This window comes from Micromonospora kangleipakensis (assembly GCF_004217615.1).
GTDB classification, from domain to species: Bacteria; Actinomycetota; Actinomycetes; order Mycobacteriales; family Micromonosporaceae; genus Micromonospora; species Micromonospora kangleipakensis.
On the sequence record NZ_SHLD01000001.1, the window covers coordinates 2,107,157 to 2,128,835 of the forward strand.

The 21,679-nt window shown below is 70.3% G+C and carries 18 protein-coding genes and 1 riboswitch; of the genes, 10 read left to right on the forward strand and 8 right to left on the reverse strand.

Annotation, left to right across the window (positions count from 1 at the left end; genetic code table 11):
• Positions 1–24: 24 nt before the first annotated feature.
• Entirely contained in the window at positions 25–699 is a 675-nt protein-coding gene (locus EV384_RS10260; RefSeq protein ID WP_130332340.1) for an SMI1/KNR4 family protein, read from the reverse strand.
• A 29-nt stretch (positions 700–728) separates the two neighbouring features.
• Between EV384_RS10260 and EV384_RS10265 the strand changes: the two genes are divergently transcribed.
• Positions 729–1,025 carry a hypothetical protein gene (locus EV384_RS10265; RefSeq protein WP_130332342.1) on the forward strand — a complete coding sequence of 99 codons (297 nt, stop codon included), beginning with the start codon at positions 729–731 and terminating at the stop codon, positions 1,023–1,025.
• 319 nt (positions 1,026–1,344) lie between these two features.
• Positions 1,345–2,946, forward strand: coding sequence for a DHA2 family efflux MFS transporter permease subunit (locus EV384_RS10270; RefSeq protein WP_130332344.1), 1,602 nt, complete (start codon positions 1,345–1,347; stop codon positions 2,944–2,946).
• Between the two features lie 134 nt (positions 2,947–3,080).
• Here EV384_RS10270 and EV384_RS10275 read toward each other — a convergent pair whose 3' ends face one another.
• On the reverse strand, positions 3,081–3,497 hold the full coding sequence (locus EV384_RS10275; protein WP_242624004.1) for a DUF5709 domain-containing protein: 417 nt from the start codon (positions 3,495–3,497) through the stop codon (positions 3,081–3,083).
• 203 nt (positions 3,498–3,700) lie between these two features.
• The gene (locus EV384_RS10280) at positions 3,701–7,045 is read right to left on the reverse strand and encodes an NACHT domain-containing protein (RefSeq protein ID WP_130332349.1); all 3,345 of its coding nucleotides are present in this window, start codon (positions 7,043–7,045) and stop codon (positions 3,701–3,703) included.
• Between the two features lie 174 nt (positions 7,046–7,219).
• Between EV384_RS10280 and EV384_RS10285 the strand changes: the two genes are divergently transcribed.
• Both EV384_RS10285 and EV384_RS10290 read left to right on the forward strand, forming a co-directional pair.
• A complete protein-coding gene (locus tag EV384_RS10285) occupies positions 7,220–8,533 on the forward strand; it encodes an AAA domain-containing protein (protein ID WP_130332351.1) in 1,314 nt (437 codons plus the stop codon).
• A 276-nt stretch (positions 8,534–8,809) separates the two neighbouring features.
• Complete coding sequence (locus EV384_RS10290; RefSeq protein WP_130332353.1) at positions 8,810–10,174, forward strand: HNH endonuclease; 1,365 nt, start codon at positions 8,810–8,812, stop codon at positions 10,172–10,174.
• A gap of 294 nt (positions 10,175–10,468) precedes the next feature.
• Here the strand turns inward: EV384_RS10290 and EV384_RS10295 are convergent, their stop codons facing one another.
• Positions 10,469–11,332, reverse strand: coding sequence for a hypothetical protein (locus tag EV384_RS10295; RefSeq protein WP_130332355.1), 864 nt, complete (start codon positions 11,330–11,332; stop codon positions 10,469–10,471).
• Positions 11,333–11,647: 315 nt separating this feature from the next.
• Complete coding sequence (locus tag EV384_RS10300) at positions 11,648–12,262, reverse strand: hypothetical protein (protein ID WP_130332357.1); 615 nt, start codon at positions 12,260–12,262, stop codon at positions 11,648–11,650.
• A gap of 822 nt (positions 12,263–13,084) precedes the next feature.
• On the opposite strand from EV384_RS10300, the gene EV384_RS10305 reads away from it, so the two are divergent.
• A complete protein-coding gene (locus tag EV384_RS10305) occupies positions 13,085–13,639 on the forward strand; it encodes a hypothetical protein (protein WP_130332359.1) in 555 nt (184 codons plus the stop codon).
• 197 nt (positions 13,640–13,836) lie between these two features.
• On the opposite strand, the gene EV384_RS10310 is transcribed toward EV384_RS10305, so the two are convergent.
• Positions 13,837–14,535: an NACHT domain-containing protein gene (locus tag EV384_RS10310; RefSeq protein ID WP_341273625.1), complete on the reverse strand. Its 699-nt coding sequence runs from the start codon at positions 14,533–14,535 to the stop codon at positions 13,837–13,839.
• Between the two features lie 92 nt (positions 14,536–14,627).
• Here EV384_RS10310 and EV384_RS10315 point away from each other — a divergent pair, with 92 nt between their 5' ends.
• From EV384_RS10315 to EV384_RS10330, 4 genes are read left to right on the forward strand one after another with little or no spacing between them, the layout of a single operon-like run.
• Positions 14,628–14,885 carry a hypothetical protein gene (locus EV384_RS10315; protein ID WP_130332363.1) on the forward strand — a complete coding sequence of 86 codons (258 nt, stop codon included), beginning with the start codon at positions 14,628–14,630 and terminating at the stop codon, positions 14,883–14,885.
• Positions 14,882–15,586 carry a VanZ family protein gene (locus tag EV384_RS10320; RefSeq protein ID WP_130332365.1) on the forward strand — a complete coding sequence of 235 codons (705 nt, stop codon included), beginning with the start codon at positions 14,882–14,884 and terminating at the stop codon, positions 15,584–15,586. Before EV384_RS10315 ends, EV384_RS10320 begins: the two co-directional genes overlap by 4 nt.
• Positions 15,587–15,644: 58 nt before the next feature.
• Positions 15,645–16,361, forward strand: a complete 717-nt coding sequence (locus EV384_RS10325) for a response regulator transcription factor (RefSeq protein WP_130332367.1) — start codon at positions 15,645–15,647, stop codon at positions 16,359–16,361.
• Positions 16,354–17,433 carry a sensor histidine kinase gene (locus EV384_RS10330; RefSeq protein WP_130332369.1) on the forward strand — a complete coding sequence of 360 codons (1,080 nt, stop codon included), beginning with the start codon at positions 16,354–16,356 and terminating at the stop codon, positions 17,431–17,433. The genes EV384_RS10325 and EV384_RS10330 overlap by 8 nt, the downstream gene beginning before the upstream one ends.
• A gap of 316 nt (positions 17,434–17,749) precedes the next feature.
• Here the strand turns inward: EV384_RS10330 and EV384_RS10335 are convergent, their stop codons facing one another.
• A complete protein-coding gene (locus EV384_RS10335) occupies positions 17,750–18,850 on the reverse strand; it encodes a C40 family peptidase (protein ID WP_242624455.1) in 1,101 nt (366 codons plus the stop codon).
• Positions 18,851–18,900: 50 nt separating this feature from the next.
• Positions 18,901–19,051: riboswitch (cyclic di-AMP (ydaO/yuaA leader) on the reverse strand.
• Between the two features lie 311 nt (positions 19,052–19,362).
• Between EV384_RS10335 and EV384_RS10340 the strand changes: the two genes are divergently transcribed.
• Positions 19,363–20,889 (forward strand): hypothetical protein, encoded by a 1,527-nt coding sequence (locus EV384_RS10340; RefSeq protein WP_130332373.1) that lies wholly within the window; start codon positions 19,363–19,365, stop codon positions 20,887–20,889.
• Here EV384_RS10340 and EV384_RS10345 read toward each other — a convergent pair.
• Positions 20,882–21,667, reverse strand: a complete 786-nt coding sequence (locus tag EV384_RS10345) for an SDR family oxidoreductase (RefSeq protein ID WP_130332375.1) — start codon at positions 21,665–21,667, stop codon at positions 20,882–20,884. The genes EV384_RS10340 and EV384_RS10345 overlap by 8 nt on opposite strands.
• Positions 21,668–21,679 lie beyond the last annotated feature (12 nt).

Here is a 21,679-nt window from a genome sequence, read left to right on the forward strand (position 1 = left end):
GCGGCTTGGAACGTGGCCGACGGATCACCCTGAAGTGGACCAGCGTTCGCCATCCTCGGTCTTCCCCGCGACCGGGTAGCGCTGGGCCAGGAACCGTCGGTACCAGTGGGCGAATCCGACCCGCTCGCCCGCGTCATCCAGCACCGGTCGGAGCCCGCCGTCGACGCACCGGTCGTCGAACCACATGCTGCCGCGCGCCGGCCCGCTCACCACCAGCAACGTCGAGAAGCCGCAACCCCGGTCGTCCAGGAAGAGCGCACCCTGGGTGAGCGCCGGATCATCCTCGATCTCGACGCCGCGCCGCCACCAGTCCCGCAGTGCGGCGTCGAACTCCTTCTGCGAGGCGAAGTCCTCCCGGAGCGGCTCGGGCTCGATGAAGTCCTCGAGGTTCCAGGCGTCGGTGTGCGGAAACGGCTGGTCGAGCAGGTCGAGGGCGTTGTCGTGCTCGCGGCCCTTCCACTGCCACCGCCCGTCCACCTGCCAGAGCTCCGGCACCGGCTTCCACCCGCCCCGGTTCACCTTGAGCAGGAAGGACCGGTACTCCTCCGGCAGTTCGACCCCGAGCTGCGCCTCCGCCTCGGCCAGCTCCGCCGGGCTCAGCGGCGGCGGCACCATCCGCCGGCCGCCGTCGGCCGCGTTCCGCTCCGCGGCGAGGGCGGCGAGCCGCTCGCGTATGTCCGACCAGTCGGTGCCCGTCACGCCCGGCACGCTACGCGGCGGCGGCCCTGATGTCGCATGCGATCGAGAAGGGCGAAGCTGTTGTCGCACTGACCCCCTTGGGTGTCGGCCTGCTCGCCGGGCACCTGCGTGAGCAGGACGTCACCGTGCCGACCATCGACCAGCTGACGGATGAGACCGCGGAGGTGGTGGTCGCCACCGCCACCGGCAGCCCGGCGGAAACCGCCGCCGCCCTCATGCACGCCTGGCGCGCCCGCAACCTCGCCACCGCATCGTCCGAGTTGCGTGCACTGGCCGAGCGCACCGACGACCCCGAACATCGCAGGCTCGCCCTGGCGTACGCCTGAACCGGCCAGGGCAGACCGCCACCAACGCGGGGAACGCGATCATGCGGCCACGTCTTGCAGAGCCCCGGTGACGCCGTGTCAGGTCGGCGCGTCCGGGGTCCCGGGTGGGTAGCCGCTGACCGGGTCGGTGGTGAATGGGCCGGCCGTAATCGTCGTCACACGTCGAGGCGCTGGGAGCTAATCCAACGGCGAAGTGTCGGCGGCGGCGGCTAATCTGCCTGCGAGCGTCACCCCTCCGCACGTCGCGCCCGCCCATCGGCCGGCGCCGCGCCGCCACCACCGCTCACCCGTTCGGTCAGATCCGACTTCAGGAGACTTCGTGACACAGCAAGCTGTCGCGGCACCGCAGCCTGTCCCGACATCGGACAAGCTCGACGCCGCGGTTCTCAAGGTGGCCGGCGTCGTCGTGCTCGGTGCGATCATGTCGATCCTGGACGTGACGGTGGTCAGCGTCGCGCTGCCGACGTTCCAGAGCGAGTTCGACGCGTCCTACGCCCGCGTCGCGTGGACAATGACCGCCTACACGCTCGCGCTGGCCACGGTCATCCCGCTCAGCGGGTGGGCCGCCGACCGGTTCGGCACCAAACGCCTCTACATGGTCGCCCTGGCGCTGTTCACGATCGGGTCCGGTCTGTGCGCCACCGCCGACACCATCGGGGAGTTGATCGGGTACCGCGTGCTGCAGGGCCTCGGCGGCGGCATGCTCATGCCGATCGGCATGACGATCATGACCCGAGCGGCGGGGCCGCACCGGATCGGCCGGTTGATGGCCGTGCTCGGCATCCCGATGCTGCTCGGCCCGATCGGCGGCCCGATCCTCGGCGGCTGGCTGATCGACGTGGCGAGCTGGCACTGGATCTTCCTGATCAACCTGCCGATCGGCGTCATCGCGCTGATCTACGCGCACCTGGCCCTGCCGAAGGACAACCCCCAGCCGTCGGAGTCGTTCGACTTCCTCGGCATGCTGATGCTCTCGCCGGGGCTCGCCCTGTTCCTCTACGGCGTCTCCTCGCTGCCCGAGGCCGGCACGTTCGCCGACCCCGAGGTGTGGGCGCCCATGCTCATCGGCGCCGCGCTGGTGGTGGCGTTCGTCCTCTACTCCTTCAAGCCGCGGCACCCGCTGCTCGACCTGCGGCTGTTCCGCAACCGCAGCCTGACCATCGCTGCGGTGACCATGTTCGTCTTCATCATCGCGTTCATGGGCGCCGGCCTGCTCTTCCCGAGCTACTTCCTGCAGGTACGCGGCGAGTCGACGCTGGCCGCCGGCCTGCTGATGGCGCCACAGGGCATCGGCGCGATGATCACCATGCCGATCGCCGGGACGCTGGCCGACCGGGTGCCCATCGGCCGTACGGTGCCGTTCGCGCTGGCGCTCATCGTCCTCGGGTTCTTCGCCTTCACCCAGGTCGACCCGAACACCTCGTACGTGCTGCTCTGCGGCTCGCTGTTCGTGATGGGTCTGGGCATGGGCGGCACGATGATGCCGATCATGACGTCCGCGCTGAAGACCCTGCACGCGCAAGAGGTCGCCCGCGGCTCCACGCTGGTGAACATCCTCCAGCAGATCGGCGGCTCCGTCGGTGCCGCGGTGATGTCGGTGATCCTCACCAACGAGCTGAACGGCTCCCAGCCGATCCCCGGTGTGACCGACCCGAGCGGCAAGCCGATCACCCAGGCCGGGCTGGCCATCGCCGCCCAGCAGCGGCCGGAACTGACCCAGCAGTTCCCGGTCGACCCGTCGCTCATCGAGCGCGGGCTCGACTTCGCCGCCAACTCCTTCGCCACGACGTTCTGGGTGGCGTTCGCGCTGGTGCTGCTGACGTTCATCCCGGCCGCGTTCCTGCCCCGCCGGCGTGAGCGGTCGCACCTGCTCGACGACCAGCCGGGGGAGCAGCCGAAGACGCCTGTCGTCGTCCACTGAGTCGACCGTCGGGGCCGTCGGGTACGTCCCGGCGGTCCCGCTCTCCTCATCCTGACCGGGGCCGGGTGCCTGCGCCCGGCCGTGACAGGCCAGCTCCCGCCACTGAGCGCCGCGCGGTGCTGAGCTGGTCCGCCTCACCGCAACGGGCCGTCGCCCGGGCCGTTGGGGTCGTCGACCAGGTGCATCGCGGCCTCCTCCGCGCTGGCCGCACCCCCGTCGATCCCGGCATCCCACGCCACGGAGTCGGCTTCCTCGTCCTCGCCGAGGCCCTCGTCGTAGGCGACCAGGCGTCCCGCGCGCGTCTCGCGCTCGGACCCACGCCGGGTCAGCTCGTCCTCGTCCTCGGCGGCCTCGGCGTACGGGTCGATGTCCGACTCTTCCTGGGCCAACAGCTGCTCCAGGGACTCGCCCGCCCGCTCCTCCGCGGGCGTCGTGCCGAACCGGTTCGCACCCGTCCAGCGTTCTCCGGCGACGATTCCGGTGTCGAGGGGATCGCGGACCCGGTCGTCCAGGGTGTCCGAGGCGTCCAGGACACCGTCGTCCTCGGCCACGTTCCACTCCTCGACGGGGTCAATCCTCTCGGTCTGGCTTACGGCGGCCTCCCTCGTCTCATTCCTACGCTCGGATCCAGCCTAGGATTCGTCCCACGATCCAGACAGCGGCGAACCATGGGGTCGCGGTCACCCAGACCTGCGGTCGGCACAGATCGCCGGGTCCGGGCCCTGTCAGACTCGCTCGTTGTTGACTGATCTGGTTACTTCCGCCAGGCGGGGGCCATTCGCTCGGACATCTCCCGCCAGAACGTCCGCAGGTCGTTCCGGTTGACCGCCTGCCAGTCCGCCCGCCCCGGCGAGCGGAACCAGCGCCCGACGAGGTCGATCTGGTGGGCGCAGAAGGCCTCGTCCATCTGGTACGGCAACTCGTCCCCCTTCGGCGGCAGTGGGCACAGTCGGAACGGGCAGTCGTCGATGCAGGTGGAGCCGGGTTGGACGTCGTGGGCCTGGCGGCGGCTCAGGGTGACCCGCATGGCGCTGCGGTCGATGGTGAGGCACGGGGGCAGTTCGGCCCGGCTGGCCCGGCTGAGCCGACGCGCTCGCTCGGAGTTGTCCTGTCCGCGGTCGGCGAGGTTGAGCAGCAGCATCACGTCGGCCAGCAGCCGTTGGGCCCGTGGTTGCAGCACACCCCAGCCGTGCGCCGGCGGTAGCCAGGAGTTCTGGAGCCGGCGGACGGCGGGCTGAGGGCTGACCGCCCCCACCTGCCCGACGATCGCCCGCTCGTCCGCCCAGCAGTGCCGCTCCGGATGGCGGTCGATGAGCGCCTCGACGCACAGGTCCGCGACCTCGAGGACGAGCGGGTGGGCCGTACCGCTGCCGGGCTGCGGGGCGCGGTGCCCGCCCCCGGCGATCGAGATCCAGAAGCCGACCAGCCCGCGCGGGTCCGAACCGTGACCCCGCTCGCGCAGTGTCTCGCCGGGATCCCGGGGCAGGGCCAGCAGGGTGAGCGCCTGGATGAGCACCAGATGCGAGTACCAGAATCGGGAGTGCCGCAGTGCCTTCTCGGCTTCCTCGATGAGGAGGCTGCGGTGCGCCGGGTACGCGCGGCAGTTGGCCGCCAGCCGAAACCCCTGCGCGAGTGTGAGTTCGTAGACGCGGGCCCCGTCCGAGGCGTCGGTGGCGAGGCGGTGCACCCAGCGCCGCAGGGTTTCCCGGGCCACGCCCTGCCAGTCCGGTTCGCCGGGGTCGTGCTCGGCCTCGGTGAAGAGGAACAGCGACGGCGCGATCCAGGTCCGCAGCTCCTCCAGGCGCTCCCGGCCCGTGGTGTCGGCCGCCTCGGGCGGCTCGTCGAGCAGGTCGCGCAGCGCGCGGACGACGGCGTTGCCGCCGCTGGCGATCTCGCGGGCCGCGCCCAGCCGGGGCAGGTACGAGGACTCGTCAGCCATCATCTGGAACAGCTGCCGGTACTGCGGCTCCGGCTGCTGCCCCCGGGGCCTGGTGGCCACCGGGGGCTGGTCCCTGAGCTGCCGGGCGGCGTCGCCGTACCGGTGCACGAGGGCGATCTTGGCGTCTTCGAGGGGGCGGTCGGTGACCGAGCCGTCCCCCTGGTGGTTGGGCCAGGCGTCCCGGATGGCGTCGGCCAGTTTCCGGTGGACCGTGTGCCCGGTGGCGGCGTCCATCTCCAGCGCGGCGGCGAACATTTCCAGCGCCCGGGTGCGGTCCCGCGTGCCGGTCGCCGCGTCACAGAGCCGGTGTACCAGGGCGATCGACCGGTTCCGGGCGACCTCCGCGTCCTGGACGCCGGTGCGGAGCCGCGCGGCCTGCCGGACGGCGTCACAGAGGCGGTGCAGCTTTGCTTGGGTGGAGGGAGGCTTGCGACGCCCGTCCAGCCGTTCGAACACCCCGCCGCTGCGGCTGTAGAGGGTGAGAGCGGAGAGCATCTCCCGTCCGGGCCCGTGGTTGCGGGTGAAGGCCCGCTCGAGGAAGGCGTCGTCGCGCAGGGCGGCGGTGAGGAAGCGCGAGCCGAGGTACGCCTGGATCACCCCGTTCTGGAAGCGCACCCCGTCCTGCCGCTTCACCACGATGTTGAGCGCGTCCCCGGTGGTCTCGGCGAGCCCGATGTCCTGCGGGTTGTCGGCGCTGAGCTTGTGCAGCCGGACTCGGAGCTCGGCCATGATCCACTGGCGGCCGGCGTCCTCCTTGCCGTCGGCGCCGGTGAGGTCGGTGGTGCGAACCGACGGCGTGTTGTCGCGCAACCCGATGCAGGCGAGCGCGGAGAGCACCTCGATCGCATCGGCTCGTTCGGTTTGCGGCATGCCGTAGTCCTCGTACAGATCCCCGGCGACGGTGGCGTCGTACCACTCCTCCAGCAGACTCCACCGCAGCGCGGATCTGCCCTTGCTCGCCGGCTCCACGCGGTCGAGGCGGTCGACCTCGTGGAGCTGGCCGATGACCCGCAGGTAGAACGGTGAGTCGGCGACGTCGGCGTCCTTGACCAGCCCGGCGATGCGGTCCGACCGCTGTCCCGCGTCCGAGCGGCGGCTGCGGCTCTGCACGTACTCCAGGGCGGAGCCCTGGGCGAGCGGCTCCAGTTGCAGCAGCAGCGCATCCAGCCCGCGCAGCGGATCGGCGGGGCGCGACGCGACCACCAGGGGGAGACGCTCGCGGATCGCGGCCCGGACGGCCTCCCGGAGCAGGCTGTCCCGGTCGGCGGGCTGGGCGGTGTCGGCGAGCACCTCCTCCAGGCCGTCGGCGAGCACCACGATGCGGTTCTCCAGCCAGAGCCGCCGCCACATCTTGTCGGCCTCGCCCGCGGCGTGCAGCTGGGTGTCGATGGTGCGCTCGAACTGTGCCTGAGCGAGCTGGTGGAAGTTGAGCTTCTCCGGATCCGTGATGGTGCGTAGGTCGATGCCGATCGGTACGACGTTGGTGGCCATCAGCATCTCCGCGAGGCGGACCAGCGTGGTCGTCTTGCCGGTGCCGATGCCGCCCACGAGCAGCAGTGGACGGCGGCTGTGCTCGTCGCGGAGCCGCTGGATCATCAGTTCGCACAGTTCGTCCCGACCGACGACGTCGACGGCGCTGACGTCGCGTTCGGCGGTGGGTATCACCATCCGGCGATTGCGCAGAGCGTTCCGGCCGTACCAGCGGCGGACCCGCAGATACCGCCAGAAGAGGAAGACCGCGAGGCCCAGCGCCAGGATCAGCGGGCCCTTGACGAAGCCCTCCACCTCCCCGCAGTAGTACGACCTCGGCGGCTGTCCCGCGCACCATTGCGACACAGGGAGGAAACCGGGCTCGGTGTTGAGGACCATCAGGACCAGCGAGTAGCTGGTCCACACCACGAGGATCGAGGCGGTCGCGATGATCGCCCACCGCAGCCCGCGGTGGTGCCGCCAGTTCATCCGGTGGTCGGATCGCTGGTCCGTCTGTCGGCGGAGGTTCCGCTCGGCGTGGCGTTCGCGTCGGGTGCGCCACCTGCGCCGGCGCTGGCGTAGCCACAGTTCGGCCGCCCAGACCGGACCACGTCTCGGCCCGCCCATGGACACCCCCATGATCGGCATGGTCGGCCACCGGACGGAGGCGCGCCATACCTCCTCGCTCACGCCCAGGCTAGTGCCGGTTCCCGCAGGTCAGTGCTCGGTTCCGGCATTCTCGCGGCGGGGCGTCGGCAGCGGGCGGGATCAGCCGCCGTAGAGCTCCGGACGGCGCCGTGCCGGGAACAAGAGCCGAAGGATTGCCGGTAGGGTCCCGAAGACCCTTGTCGGGAGGTGTGGTCGATGCTTGCTGGGCTGGAGGTGCCGCCCGCGGTCGAGGCGGAGCGGGTGATCACGGCCGTGCTGGCGGACCTGCGCTCCGGCGCGCACCGGGGCGTCGTGGTCGACTCCCCGCCAGGTGCCGGCAAGTCGACCCTCGTGGTCCGCGCCGCCGTCGAGCTGGCCGCCGCCGGCGAGCCGCTGATCATCATCGCGCAGACCAACGAGCAGGTCGACGACCTCATCGACCGGCTCGCCCGCAAGGCCCCCGAGCTGCGCATCGGCCGGCTCTCGGCCGCCGACTACCGGCCCTCGGACCGGGTCAAGGACCACGAGACGGTCCGGGTGGCCGCCAAGGTCGCGGACCTCGGCGGTCCGGCCGTCATCGTCGGTACGGCCGCGAAGTGGGCCACCGTCACCGAGGGCTCCTGGCCGTGGGCGATCGTCGACGAGGCGTACCAGATGCGGTCGGACGCCCTGCTGCGCGTGGCCGGCAGGTTCGAGCGGGCCCTGTTCGTCGGTGACCCCGGGCAGCTCGACCCGTTCTCCACCGTCGAGACCGCGCGCTGGACGGGCCTGACCTGGGATCCGATGCAGGCCGCGGTGGCGGTGCTGCTGCGGCACAACCCCGACCTGCCGGTGCACCGCCTGCCCGTGTCGTGGCGGCTGCCCGCGTCGGCGGCGCCGGTCGTCGCGGCGGCGTTCTACCCGTTCACCGGGTTCCGTGCCGGCACCGGGCTCGACGACCGGGCCTTGACGTTCACCGAATCGGGGCCCGGCGACGGGGTCGACGCGGCGGTGGAGCTGGCGGCCACCTCCGGGTGGGCGCTCTACGAGCTGCCGGCCCGGCACACCGTGCGCACCGACGGGGAGGCGGCCGCGGCCTGCGCGGCTCTCGCCCTGCGGATGCTGGCACGGGGAGCGGTCGCCGTCTCCGAGCACGCGCCGGCCGGTACGCCGGTCACCGCGGACCGGATCGCCGTCGGGGCGGCGCACCGCGACCAGGTCTCGGCCATCCGCGCCCATCTCGGCGAGGCCGGCGCGGGCATCACCGTCGACACCGCCAACCGGCTCCAGGGCCGCGAGTACGACGTGACGATCGTGCTGCATCCGCTCTCTGGACGGCGGGACGCGACGACGTTCCACCTGGAGTCGGGGCGGCTCTGCGTGCTGGCGTCCCGGCACCGGCACGCCTGCATCGTGGTGGCGCGGGCGGGCATCGGCGAGCTGCTGGACGCCCACCCGTCGACCGAGACTGTGCACCTCGACGTGCCGGTCAAGTTCCCCGACGGCTGGGCCGCCAACCAGGCGATGATCGCCCACCTGGGCGCGAGGTAGCCGCTGATCCTGCTGCCCATCCACGGCGAGCACGTCACCTTCGAGGCGACCGTCGCGGCAACCTCCGGGCAGTCGCCTCGCTTCCGCGCCTGGCCGGTCACGGCCGACCGGGCGGGCCATCCTCCGTCGGGTGTTGGGTCCTTTCCCCTCCAGGAGCCTGCATCGGGGCACCGTCCTCTCAGGAGGCTCACTAGCATCAGCGTTCTTCCGTCGGCCACCAAGGGTGGCCGGCGGGCGAGATGAGGTGGGCCGTGAGGTCGTGACGAGGAGTCCGCGATGCGTGTCGGGTCCGATGGCAGCGCCCAGTTCGCGCGGCTGAGCAAGAGTCGGTACTACGCGGCAGTCGTGGCCGCGAACCGTGCCTACCTCGCCGTGGCCGTGCCAGACGCGGCCGCAACCGAACGCGATTACTGGACGCTCTCCTGCCTGCCGAGCACCACAAGAAACCCGCAGCGGCTCTCGGCGGTCTGCATGCGGACGATGGAGACCTTCGTCCTGCATGAGCCCCTCGATCCGACGGATGAGGGGGTGGCCGAGGGATTCGTCGTGATCCGGCGATCCATCCTGAAACGGCACTGGGCGACGGGACGTGCGCTCAGCAGGGCATTCCCGGGGCTCACCGAGGAACCGTCCGACTACCGCGACGCCGGCCCGGACCAGGCCCGGGTGCGCGGTCGGTACGACCAGCTGGTGGCCGCGCTCGCCGACGACCGCTTCGCCGAAGCGGTACGCGACCTGACTTCGTCGCTGCTCACTGCGGGAACGATGCAGGGAGCCGGCCACAGCGTGGCCCTCGTGGACGAGGTCCTGGGCCATGACGCCCGGACGGCGGAGTGGGTCTACCCGGTCAACGACCAGAGCGAGAGTTGGGGCTACGACCAGGGCGTGCTGGAGACCTTCCGCGCCTTCACGCCCGGGGAGCCGTTCGCCAACTGGGAACTCGGCTCCTGCTTCCACCAGATCAAGGCCGGCGACCGGATCTGGATTTACGCCACGAGGCCGTACCAGCGGATCGTCGCCGTCGGTACCGCCTGGGACGATCCCTACGTCTGGGCCGAGGCCGACGGCGGCTCCGAGTGGCAGTTGGAGATCCGGTGGGACCTGCCGCTGACCCGCTTCCTGCTGACGCACCCCGTGGCCGGGGCCGACGTGCTCGACAAGCTGGTGCAGACCGTCCGTGCCCTGCAGCCGTCGGAGTCCGAGCGGTTGGCCAAAATCCTAGACGGCGGTCGTGCCCCCGAACCGGAGGGCCTGCCCGAAGGGCGCCGCCGCCGGCTCGCCCAGGTCACCGCCCGTCAGGGCCAGGCCGAGTTCCGGCGTCGCCTGTTGGAGGCGTACGACGGCAAGTGCGCGATCAGCGGCTGCGACGTGCCGGAAGTGCTCCAGGCGGCGCACATCGATCCGTACGACGGGCCATCCACGAACCGGATCACCAACGGCCTGTTGCTCCGAGCTGACCTGCACAACCTCTTCGACGCCGGGCGGCTCTGGATCGACGACTCCTACCGGGTGCGGATGGCGGAGGGACTGGACCACTACGACGAATGGAACGGCCGCAGGCTGCGGCCGACGGTCGATCCCGCGCACCGCCCGGACCGACGAGCGCTGCAGCGCCACCGGCAGGATCAGGGGATCGAGTGACCTTACGGTGGTCGGCGCATCCGGATGCCCAGTGGTGACAGTAGACCGCGGGCATCGTTTCGCGGCCTGTGGGCAAGTCGGCCCGTCGACCCACGTCGGGATGGGGCGTCCGGTCGTACATCCGCCACTTCCGGCTGTGCCACAGCGGCCGGAGCCCAACGACCTGCGCGCAGGCGCCCGGGAACGCCTCCTTCAGCTCGTCCGGGTTGCCCCAGTTCTCCTCGCCTCGTTCGTAGGCGGCGGAGCAGTCCGTGCCCGTCACGCGCCGCACCCTACCGACCCGGCCGGCCGACCTCATTCCGGCTCCTTCGTCCCGATCACCTTCGGCACCAGCTCGCTGAGGATGGTGCACGCACTGGTGAGATCGGCGATCATCACGTTGTAGATCGTGGGCTTGGTGATTTCGTGCTGCGCGAGAACGCGTTCGAACTCCTCGGCTCGGAGCGGGGCGGCGGCCAGATACCCGTGCACGGTGCGCAGGTACTCGGGCACCGGGTACGCGATGCGCTGGCCGCCCAGCGCCTCCAGCATGCGGTCACCCTTCAGCATGTCGGCGGTCATGACGGCGAACAGGTCCCAGGCCTCGTGCGCGTCCGTGCCCATCCGGTCGGCCAGCCACTCGTACGCCTGGTCCCGCCGTCCGATGGCCTCGTGCAGGTCTCGTCGGGTGCGCATCAGATCGAGCCGGATGGACACGGGGATGCTCTCGTCGGGCCTCGCCTGCCTGCCGCCGTCGAGGGTGGCGCGTAGGGTCGACACGTTCGCCGCTGCCTTGTCCAGGTCGTCGAGGGCGACCCGCAGCAGTGGGGCGTGTCGGTAGAACTGCAGGCGTCGCGCCTGCGAGTCGTAGTACTCCGACAGTCGACCGACTGCGGCTTCGATGTCGCGATCGAGGACGGACAACGTCCGGAACGCGCCTTCGTCGTGCAGGCGTTCCTCCATCTTCCTCCGGAGCACTCGGTCCACCGCCTCGGTGGGCGTACTGATCATTTCGAGGGCTCGCTGCTCCTGGGTGCGGCTGAAGGCCCGGCCGAAGCAGAAGCCGGCGACTGAGAAGAGCGTTCCGACCAGGAAGTCCTTCTGTGAGTCGTAGATGGTCCGGAGGTTCGAGGACGCGACGACGGCGATGAACACAAGGTCGGCCAGTCCGACCGTCAACCAGATGACCTGAGAGCGTGAGAGGTCGGCGCGGAAAATTCCAGGAGTCGCCATGCCCCACATCTTGTCGGGGCGCGGCCACCAATGTGGACCCTCAACCCGGGATGGACCCGCGCCAGCGATGGGAGCCGGCGGATGGCCCGGCCGGGGGCTGACCGACCCCACCCGCCCGACGATCTCCCGCTCGTCCGCCCAGCAGTGCCGCTCCGGGTGGCGCTCGATGAGCGCCTCGACGCACAGGTCCGCGACCTCGAGGACGAGCGGGTGGGCCCTACCGCTACGTCCGGGCGGATTCCCACGGTCTGCCGGACGGCGTCACCGAGGCGGTGCAGCTTTCCTTGTGGGGAGGGAGGCTTGCGCCGCCCGTCCAGCCGTTCGAACGCCCCGCCGCTGCGGGTGTAGAGGGTGAGGGCGGAGAGCATTTCCCGTCCGGGCCCGTGGTTGTGGGTGAAGGCCCGCTCGAGGAAAGCCTCGTCGCGCATGGCGGCGGTGAGGAAGCGCGAGCCGAGGTACGCCTGGATCACCCCGTGCTGGAAGCGCACCCCGTCCTGCCGCTTCACGACGATGCTGAGCGTCTCCGGTGGTCTCGGCGAGCCCGATGTCCTGCGGGTTGTCGGCGCTGAGCTTGTGCAGCCGGGCCCGGAGCTCGGCCAGGATCCACCGCCGGCAGGCCTCGGTCGTGCCGTCGGCGCCGGTGAGGTCGGTGGTGCGCACCGACAGCTGGTTGTCGCGCAACCCGATGCAGGCGAGCGCGGAGAGCACCTCGATGGCGTCGGACCGTTCGGTCTGCGGCATGCCGTAGTCCTCGTACAGGTCCCCCGTGACGATGGCGTCACACCACTCCTCCAGCAGACTCCAGCGCAGCGCGGATCTGCCCTGGCCCGCCGGCTCGACGCAGAGCAGTGAGGCCAACGCCTGGTCACCCGCCACCGTTGGCCGATACTTGCCGCTGCATCGGGCACGCACCGTAGCTAACGGGCGGGCCTAAGGGCGCAACCGGCAGCCAAGCGCTCGGTGGTCTGCCATGCGACCCTGGCGAACATAGAAACATGTGAGCGGGGGTCCCATGGCAACACTCCTTCTGACTCGACCGCATGACTCGGGCGCCATGCTTAGGCGGATCTGGGTGACGGTAGACGGGTGCCGAGTTGCCGGGCTACGGCCAGGTCAGTCCGTCAGCGTCACCGTCGAGGGAGGTCAGCGTGTCGTCCAGGCGACGCTGGACTGGATCCGCAGCGAAGCCCTGACCATGCAGTTGGGCGACAGCGAGACTGCTTCGCTAGAAGTGTCGTGCCCCGCGCGCGCCTACTGGCAGACGTGGTCTAAGCCAAGCCAAGCTCTCGACATACGGCACATCTGACCTCTTCGTCCCGAACGCGGGTGCGACGCACCGATAGGTGCTTTCCGTTGCTGTTCCGTGCTGCCTAGCACGGCCACTGCACTGGGCTTGGTGATCCTGGATGGATGACTGTCGGCTGTTCCCGCAGCCATGCCTCCAGCTCTTCCAGAGTGGCGTTGGCGGGAGGCGAGACAGCTAGGTAGGAACGGCCCGCTGTGGCCTGCACGGTTGCTGTCTTCGCTGCTGTACGCCGCGCTGACGCTGCCCTCGGCGTAACCCGCCTCCGCGACACCACGGTGTGCACTGTAGCGGGTTGCCTCGGTCAAATTCACCCTTAATGGACCATTGACACGAAACGGCGCAATCAGGCTGTTACGGTTCTTCTGCCATGTGACAAGCAAGGGGACTGGAAGATGAAGATGAAGATGAAGACCATTGCGCTCGTGCCGGCGGTGCTGGCAGCGGCCATTCTGCTGATTGCGGCGCCCGCGTCGGCCGCGCCCGGCAACATCGGCTTCGGCTTCAACGCGACCGACATCAGCGGCTTCCCAAGCGGTGCCGCCAGGCTCACCGGCGGCGGTGCCCACAACCCGGGGACAGGTTTCGTCAAGTCCGCTGGCGGCTTCCGGTGCACCAGCGACGTCGGCCAGGGCCCACTGGCCGGCTGTCTCGCCGGCGAGGGCGTTCGCTGGGACACGGTCGAACTGCTTGCGAGCACGACCTTCAAGTGCACCGGGGCAGCGACGGAGCCCCTCAAGACCGCGATCACCGATGCGAACACGATCGTGCTCCTCGCCGACTTCTACCGCGCCGGTGACGGTAACGACGAGTCCTTCACCGCGCAGATGATCGTCTCCGCCGACGACATCGCACCCGACATCACCGGGATCCAGAACGTCTGGATTCAGGGCGTCGGCTGCGCCTCGGCGATCGCGAATTTCTCCGGAAAGGCGACCTCGCAGGAGTAGACCACAGAACGGCCGAGCTGTCCGGGCACCTGACCCGCCGTCGTTCCTTACTCATTGATTCACCATGGTCTCGCTCGATCCGGTAAGGATTCTGCTGCACCGCCGGTGAGCGCAGAGGCGGAACAGGCGTTCCTGCTTCTGGAAGAGCGCGGTCGCTTTTGGTGGCTCGACCAGAACACCCGTCGCCATCCCGCCCGCTATCGACCCGCGCACCGGGTCGGTGGCGAGCGGGATGCTGTGCGCAACCACCCACCCACGGTGAAGCGCCCACGGTCCCCGGCCATCCGGTCGAGGCGGTCGACCTCGTGGAGCTGGCCGATGACCCGCAGATGGAACGGTGAGTCGGCCACGCCGGCGGCCTTGATCATCTGAGCGATGTGGTCCCGCCACTGTCCCGGGTCCGACCGGTGGCTGCGGGTCTGCACGTACTCCAGGGCGGCGCCCGGGGCGAACGGCTCCAGTTGCAGCAGCAGCGCGTCCAACCCGCGCAGCGGGGCGTCGGGGCGCGACGCGACCAGCAGGGGGAGACGCTCGCGGACCGCGGCCCGGACGGCCTCCCGGAGCAGGCTGTCCCGGTCGGCGGGCTGGGCGGTGTCGGCGAGCACCTCCTCCAGGCCGTCGGCGAGCACCATGATGCGGTTCTCCAGCCAGAGCCGCCGCCACACCTTGTCGGCGTCGCCCGTGGCGTTGGGTGTCGATGGGGCGCTGGAAGGAACAGCGAGTAGATGGTCCAGGCGACGAGTGTCCCGGCGGTGGCGATGATCGCCCACCGCAGCCCGCGGTGGTGCCGCCGGCCCATCCGATGGTCGGGCCGCTCGTTCGTCCGCCAGCGGAGGCTCCGCTCGGCCTGGCGTTCCCGACGGGTGCGCCACCTGTGCCGCCGCTGACGTAGCCACAGCTCGGCCGCCCAGACCGGGCCACGTCTCGGCCTGCCCATGGACACCCCCATGCCGAACGGCGCCCGAAGTCGGTTCGCGACGAGCTGCTGGTGCGCCGCCGGACGGAGCGGATCGAGCCGCCGGTGGCCGGGCGGATCGACCGGATCGTGCGCTCCGCGCTGCACCGGGTCGAGCAGGCGCTGACCGTCCGGGTCGTGGACCGGTTGCTCGTCGATGTCGACAGCCGGCTGCGGGCTCTGGTCGCGGCAGAGGTGCCGGGCGACGACGCCGGGGATTCCGTGTATCGCGGACGTATCAAAAATTCCATACGCCACCGCAACGGCCCTCCGTTTCTAATGGGGGCATGAACCACAGCGCATCCCTGTCAGCACCGCCTCGCCGCACGCGCAGGATCGTGCTTGTCAGCCTGGCGATCCTGGGCGTGGCGAGCGTCGCGTTCGCCGTGCGGCGACCGCTCATGATGTCCGCTCCGAGGTGCATGGCCGGGCGGTGGCACGGATGCGTCGATACGTTCAACGGTGTGCTGCTCATGATGCTGGTTGCGCTGCCGTTGGCCGCTCTGGTGGTGTGGGCTCTGGCTCGCCTGCGGCGTGCCGCTGGCGTCACATCGGCGTGGCGGATGTCGCTGGCCGAGGTCGGCATGGTCTACGGGACGGTGCCGTTCGTATGGATGACCATGATGTCGGGCCCGGGGGCCGGCATCGTCCCCGGTCGGGTGAGCCTGGTCCCGCTGCGGGACCTGGTCACGATGGGGCCGGTCGGGATCGTCGGCAACCTGCTGATCTTCGCGGCGCTGGGGTTCTTCGCTCCGATGCGTTTCGCGGCGCTGGCGTCCGTGCCGCGGATCCTGGCGCTCGGGGCAGGCTGCTCGGTCCTGGTCGAAACCGCACAGTACGTCCTGCGGCTGGACCGGGTGTCCTCCGTGGATGACGTACTGGTCAACGCCGCCGGCGCCGTGCTGGCCGCGCTGGCGTCGCGCCACTGGTGGCGCACTACGGCGGAGGTGCCTTCGGACCAGCCTCGCCCCGCGCTGGCACCGGCAGACTGAGTCGCGTGTCCGGTGTGCATAGGTCGGCGATATTTTGTGCTGACAATAGGCTTCAGGCATGCGCGTACTGATCGTGGAGGACGAGCCCTACCTGGCCGAAGCCGTCCGTGACGGTCTGCGGCTGGAGGCGATTGCCGCCGACATCGCCGGCGACGGCGACTCCGCCTTGGAACTGCTCAGCGTCAACTCCTACGACCTCGCGGTCCTCGACCGCGACATTCCCGGCCCCTCCGGCGACGAGGTCGCCCGGCGCATCGTCGCCTCCGGCAGCGGCATCCCGATCCTCATGCTCACCGCTGCCGACCGGATCGACGACAAGGCTTCCGGGTTCGAGCTCGGCGCCGACGACTACCTCACCAAACCGTTCGAGCTGCGGGAACTCGTCCTGCGGCTGAGGGCGCTCGACCGCAGACGCGCGTACGCCCGGCCCCCGGTCCGCGAGATCGCGGGCCTGCGGCTCGACCCCTTCCGCCGGGAGGTCTTCCGCGACGAACGCTACGTCGCACTCACCCGCAAACAGTTCGCCGTGCTGGAAGTCCTCGTCGCCGCCGAGGGCGGGATCGTCAGCGCCGAAGAGTTGCTGGAACGAGCCTGGGACGAGAACGTCAACCCCCTCACCAACGCCGTGCGCATCACCGTCTCCGCACTGCGCAAACGGCTCGGCGAACCGTGGATCATCGCCACCGTGCCCGGCGTCGGCTACCGGATCGACACGGGTATGAACACCATCGCCCCTGGCAGGGACACCACCGCCCCCGGCAGTACGCATGCATAGACGCCCAGGGCTCAGCGCCCGACTGAAACTCACCCTCAGCTACGCCGGGTTCCTCGCCGTCGCCGGCGCCCTCCTGCTCGCCGTGGTGTGGGGGTTCCTGCTGCGCTACGTACCCGACACCTCCCAGGGCCTTCTCGGGATCTCGCCCAACCGCTACCTTCTTGTGCACACCTTCGCCCCCGCCGCGGCCGTAGCGATGGTCTTCCTGCTCATGTTCGGGCTCGTCGGGGGATGGATCCTCGCCGGCCGGATGCTCGCACCACTCACACAGATCACGGATGCGGCACGGATGGCCGGGAGGGGGTCGCTGTCCCACCGGATCCGTATGAAGGGCCGCCAGGACGAATTCCGTGAGCTCTCCGACGCGTTCGACTCGATGCTCGAACAACTCGAGTCCCACGTCGCCGAGCAGCAGAGGTTCGCCGCGAACGCCTCCCACGAACTGCGCACCCCGCTGGCGATCTCGCGGACGCTCCTCGACGTCGCCCGCCAGGACCCCACGCGGGACCGGGACGAACTCATCGAACGCCTGCACACCGTCAATCAGCGGGCGATCGATCTCACCGAGGCCCTCCTGCTGCTCAGCCGCGGCGACCGCGGAAACTTCACTTGCGAGAGCGTCGACCTCTCCCTCATCGCCGAAGAAGCCGCCGAAACGCTGCTTCCCCTCGCCGAACAGCGCCGGATCACGCTGGACGTCACCGGCGGGGCGGCCCGGACCAGCGGCTCCGCCGAGCTCCTGTTGCGGATGGTGACGAACCTTGTCCAGAACGCCATCGTCCACAACCTCCCCGCCGACGGCACCGTAACGGTCCACACCGAGGCGCACGGCGACACAAGCGTGCTGCGGCTCGGGAACACGGGTCGCCGGCTCCCACCGGAACTGGTACCGACCCTCACCGAACCCTTCCAGCGCGGAACGGAACGCGTACGCACCGACGAACACCCCGGCGTCGGCCTCGGCCTGGCCATCGTGCACAGCATCGTCCGCGCCCACGACGGGACCCTCGACCTCGTCCCCAGCCCCAACGGCGGTCTTTTCGTCACGGTCCGGCTGCCCAGCACGCCCTAGGCATCGTCCCCGATCGGGCTGCCAGCGGATCTGCCAGCGGGCGTCCGGCTCGCGCAGACAGGCGGCCCAGAATCGGGAGCCGGGCAGGGCGGCCCAGCCTGCCGGCGCGTAGCGGGACAGGACCCGGCGTCGAGGGCGGCCGGGGCGCCGAGCGCTGCCGCCATCCACCGGGCGGGGATCTGGTTGCGCTGTGCCAGGCGCAACAACCACCCGTCGACCGCTTCACCGTCATGGATGCCGACCGACATCCACGGCGACATGACCTTGAGAAAGCGTCATCGAGGTTGAGAACCTACAGCGGCTCGGGACCGGACGGTCACCCGGGGCGGCGAGCACCGCTGTAAGACATATTCGCCAGCTGGGCCATTCGGACCACGTCCCCGGTATGCGGGGCGTGGACGATCAGTCCATTGCCGACGTAGATACCCATGTGATGGTGATCGGAATAGAAGAAGACGAGGTCACCCGTGCGAAGGTTTGCTCTGCTCACCGCCACACCCGCGGTCCATTGAGAGCCTGTGTAATGGTCCAGCTGCACCCCGGCGGAAGCCCACGCGTACTGGGTCAGGCCGGAGCAGTCGAACGAGTCCGGACCGTTGGCCGCCCACACGTACGGCTTGCCGATCTGCTTGCACGCGGTCTTCGCCGCGACGCCGCCGCTTCCCGTGATGGGGACGGCGGGACACTGCCCACCGATGAACAGCGAACTGGTCGACGTGATGGGCGAGGTGCTGCTCGCGGTGGCGGCTGTCTGCGCGGCGGCTGCGGCTCTGGCCGCCGCGGCGTCCGCGGCCGCCTTGGCCGCTGCGGCCGCCTCCGTGGCGGCGATCTGTCGGTGTAGCGCATCCAGCCGCTTGATCTCGGCGTCGATGGCCTTCTTGCGAGCCGCCAACTGGGCCTGCTGGCGCTGCTGTATCGCGATCAGCGCGTCAACCTTCTCCTTGTCGGCGTCGTAGCTCGCCTGCTGGGCCGACAGCCGGGTGATCTGTCGCTGCTCCGAATCTGCCACCCGATTCACGAGCGCGAGCTGATCTCCCAACGCTGCCGGCGACGAGCCGCGGGACAGCAGGGCGTTGAATGTGGAAAGCGACCTTTCCTGCTTGTAGTACCCCGCCAGAATCTCCTGGACCCGGGTCCTGCTGGCCTCCACCGACTTGCCGAGTGGCTCGATCCTCCGGCTCAGTTCGGCCGATCTCCGCTGGTTCGCGGCCAGGTCCGACCGGACCTTGTTGTATTGCTCGATGACGGGTTCGAGCTTTTGCCACGCCGCGTCGATCTGCTGCTGTACATCGGCGGCGGACGGTGCCGCATGGGCGGGGGCCGCCGGCCCGACGGCCACCATGGCCGCCGCCGCGGCCGCGGCCGCGGCCGCGAGGATTCTGGTGAGCAGACGCGATCCGGCAGGCCGGGTGCGCACGGGTGACAACGGCCTCGGCTCCTTCCACTCGAGGCCGACGCACCGCACGGTGCACCGACCTCGACCGCCTACCGGGTTAGCTGACGGGTTCGGGCGTGGAAGGCGCCCTACCGCTGATGCGGATTCACCCCGAAACCTGCGGTGGTTCCCCGGCTCGCCTGGCGACGCCAGTGACGTCCAGCGACTCGGCGGTGGCCGTCCCGGGGCACTCCAGGTGGAGACCGACATCCGGAACGGACGCTGACCAACATTAGTGAGGACGGCCAGAAGAAATCAACGAGCCGGTGACGCCAATTCGCTGCGCTGTCAAGCGGGCACATTGGGTGCCGGAATTATGCGTACGTAAGGTTCCGCTAATCGGATTCTTAATCTCCCCTAATCTTGACCTTCAACCTGCGCGCTATTTTTCTTCGGCAACCCTCAGGTGACGCTTAACCGTTTTCCCAACGTCATGGCGGCTCCAGCCGACGTTGCGACAGCCCGGGCCGCCTCTGCCGGTAGGGTCGGCCGTCATGCGGATGGTCTACACCTCAGCACCGGACCACGTGTTCATTCCCGCCCGCCAGCGGCTGCTGCGACGCTTCGGCCGTTGGGCGCGGCGGCACCACCAGCCGGTCGACGAGTTCGTCCTCGAGTCGCTGCTCGACTACCGCTGGGCCGACGGTGACGGCCTGCTCGGGCGGTGGCAGCCCGAGGACCTGGAAGAGGCGCTGCTCGACTGGTTTCCCCGCCAGGTGACGCTGTCGCCGGAGCAGTGGGCCGCCGTCACTCCGACCGTACGCGTGTTCGTCGACTTCCTCTTCGACCAGGACCTCGCCGACCGACGCTGCGCCGACCGGCACCTGCTGCACGTCGCCCTGGACAAGCTCGCCGCGCCGTTCGCCGACGCGATGGCGGACCAGAGCCGGTACGGGCTGGCGAAGTTCTGGGCCACCCGGATGCTCCACGAGGGGGTCGACCCGACCGATCAGGTGGCCGCCGAGCGGTTCATCGCCGACCTGCACGCCGGCCGGATCGCCGTCGACGAGAACCTGCTGCACCAGGTGATGGCCAACCATCTGCTCGGCGAGGATCCCGACCGGCACCCGCCAATGCCGCTGGTGGCCGTGCCCGACGACGACACCCTGCGCGGACTGGCCGCCGAGTCCCTCGTCGTACTCCGGCTGCAGGAACTCGTGCGGTGGCTCGGTGACGGGCGGACCCTCACCACCACCGGTCGCCTGCGGCTGGCCGACGCGCGGGAACTCGTCGCGCTGCTGGAAACCGGCGACGTCATTGACCCCGTGATCGGCGACCGGGTCTTCAAGACCCGCACCAGCGACGAGCTGTACGGGCTCACCGTGCTCGTCGCCTGGGCCCGGGCGGCCCGCGTCGTACGGATGGTGAAGGGGCGGCTGGTGCCGGTCAAGAGCGCGGCGAAGGTGCTGGCAGACCCGCTCGCCCTGGCCCGGCGGGCCTTCAGCGGACTGTTCGAGCTCGGCGAGGCGGTCTGCGGCGCCGGGTGGGCCGAGTCGGTGCTGCGGTGGCGGTTCGACGATGCGGTGTTCGCCGTGCCCATGGCGCTGCTCATCGCACCCGACCCGGTCGAAACCGACGAGCTGCGGCAGCTCGCGTACCAGGCGGCATGCGACGGCCTGGGATTCGGCCCGGGCAGCGACGAGCAGGAGCGGGGCTGGCGCCAGCTGGCCGACAACGACACGGACCGCCTGCTCGACCAGCTGGCCGGGCTCGGCGCGATCGAGCGGGACGGCACTGTTGCCTCACTGACGCCCTTGGGTGTCGGGCTGTTCGCCGGGCACCTGCGTGAGCTGGGCGTGACCCTGCCGACCATCGACGAGCTGCTGGACGAGACCGCGGAGGTGGTGGTCGCCACCGCCACCGGGAGCCCGCCGGAGACCGCCGCCGCCCTCATGCACGACTGGTGCGCACGCAACCCCGCCGGCTCGATCCAGTTGCGCGCACTGGCCGAGCGCACCGACGACCCCGAGCATCGCCGGCTCGCCCTGGCGGCGACAGCGCCGTTGAACCGCCTTACCTGACCCGGTCGGTGAGGAACTCCTCCCAGGTCCGGCGGCCCACGGCCTGCTCCGGCGCCAGGTTCGCCCCGTCCCGGAACGCCCGGGCCGCCTTACCCGGCACCGGCAACGGCACGACGATCCCGCGCCGCCGAGCAGCGCGCAGGTAACCGTGGAACAGGTCCGCCGCGGCGTACACCCTCGGCCCGGCCATGTCCGGCACCCGGCCGGCCGGCGTGGCGAGCGCTAGCTCGACGAGCCGGGCCGCCACCTCGTCGGCCTCGATGGGCTGGGCCCGGAAGCCGGCGGGCACGGGCACGACCGGTGACCTGGCCAGCACCTGCGCGACCTTCAGGATCAGGTCGTGGAACTGGGTCGACCGCAGCGTCGTCCATGGCAGACCCGAGTCGGTCACCACCCGTTCGGTCACTCGCTTGGATTCGTAGTAGCCGAACATGGTGCGGTCGAGCGGGCTGCTGATCGGGATCCGGTCGACTCCGACGATGGAGATGTACACCAGGTGCGGCCTACCCGCCCGCGACGCCGCCCGGACGAGATGCCGAGCGGCGTCGGGGTCGCCCCGGTAGCTGCTGGCGCAGTGCACGATCGTCTCGGCACCCGCCACGGCCCGTTCGACGCCCTGGCCGCTGGCCAGATCGCCGGTGACGAACTCGACTCCGCCCTCGGCCGGTCGGCCGCGCCGGGTCAGGACGCGTACGTCGCGGCCGGCGTCGCGCAGACGTGACACGACGTGGCGGCCGAGTGTCCCCGTCCCGCCCGTGACCAGGATGGGCGGCGTCATCGCTCGCTCACC